At 46.4% G+C, this 1,286-nt stretch carries 2 protein-coding genes; both read left to right on the top strand.

The window, feature by feature from the left end; translation table 11 throughout:
- The first annotated feature begins 82 nt into the window (after nucleotides 1-82).
- Complete coding sequence (locus R7F07_RS24975) at nucleotides 83-568, top strand: GNAT family N-acetyltransferase (protein ID WP_318110632.1); 486 nt, start codon at nucleotides 83-85, stop codon at nucleotides 566-568.
- Nucleotides 569-585: 17 nt separating this feature from the next.
- Nucleotides 586-1,146 carry a GNAT family protein gene (locus R7F07_RS24980; protein WP_318110633.1) on the top strand — a complete coding sequence of 187 codons (561 nt, stop codon included), beginning with the start codon at nucleotides 586-588 and terminating at the stop codon, nucleotides 1,144-1,146.
- Nucleotides 1,147-1,286: the final 140 nt, after the last annotated feature.

Consider the following 1,286-nt stretch of genomic DNA (forward strand, 5'->3'; position numbering starts at 1 on the left):
TTTGGCAATACTATGTTGATGTGGAGTCGCTGACACCGTATACATTGATCGAGCAAAACAGCTAGGACAGGGCTACAAGGACGTGACTCATAAAATTTCTGGGCGAGCAGCACAAAAGCAGGATTCTGCAACCATCTTAAGATTTGTTAAAGAGTTAGCTCGTTACGAGCACTTAGAACATGAAGTTAAAGCCAGCGTCGAAGCCGTTGATCGAGCGATTTTCGGCGAAGATTCGACGACACACGCAGTGATTTGTTATGTGAACGAAGAACCGATAGGATTCGCCGTCTACTTTTTTAACTACTCAACATGGCTTGGAAAGAACGGACTCTACTTGGAAGATCTATATGTTTCTTCTGAGTACCGAAATGTTGGTGCTGGGAAAGCGTTGTTAAAGCATTTGGCGAATATTGCCGTTGATCGTGATTGTGGCCGTTTTGAATGGGCTGTATTGGATGGGAACCAACCCGCGATTGATTTCTATCAGTCAATCGGTGCAGAGCCTCAAGATGAATGGAAGATCTATCGACTGGCGGGCGATGCATTGCAGCGCTTTGCTAAAGGCTGATGTGAATGGGAGATTCGATGTATCCACACGACTATCAAGGGAATGGCTCGCAAGCGCGCTTTTCCGTCTCGGAAAGGGTCTCAATTGCGCCTCTAACCACCAAGCATGCGACGGTTTTACTGGAAGTGGTGAACACGTATCGAAACAGCCTATCTGGCTATTTACCTTGGACGGACTTTGTGACCAACCGCAGAGAAGCAGTGAACTACATCTCTCAGCGCGTGAACAGCAAAGCGTTAGATGCCCACTGGTGCGCGATTTATTTTGATGAGCAGTTTACGGGAGTTATTGGCATCAAGGGTGTGGATTCGCACACACACGTTACTGAGATTGGCTATTGGTTGGCGAACAATGGGCGAGGACACCGAGTGATTGACCAAGTGCTTGCGGTTCTGATTCCTTTTTTAAAGCAGAAAGGGCATGCGCAGTTCATCCAATTCCACTGTATGGAAGATGACATTGCTGGTATCAATATTGCTGAGCGTGCTAGTGCCACATTAAAAGAATACGTTGATCACGAGTTCGAGACGCTTGACCGCTCTCAACGATTAGGCATTTATGAATTGCGTCTGACTTAGCTCCAAACCCACCGATATTTTAATCAGAGTTCGAACTCTAATTTCGCGAGCGCTACAATAGTAACATTGTTGCGCTCGTGTTAACTTGGAGCGTCATTGATCGAAACTAGGCTAGGAGAAGCATCATGAACGCAATCGCA

The organism is Vibrio sp. YT-16 (assembly GCF_033337405.1).
GTDB classification, from domain to species: Bacteria; Pseudomonadota; Gammaproteobacteria; order Enterobacterales; family Vibrionaceae; genus Vibrio; species Vibrio alginolyticus.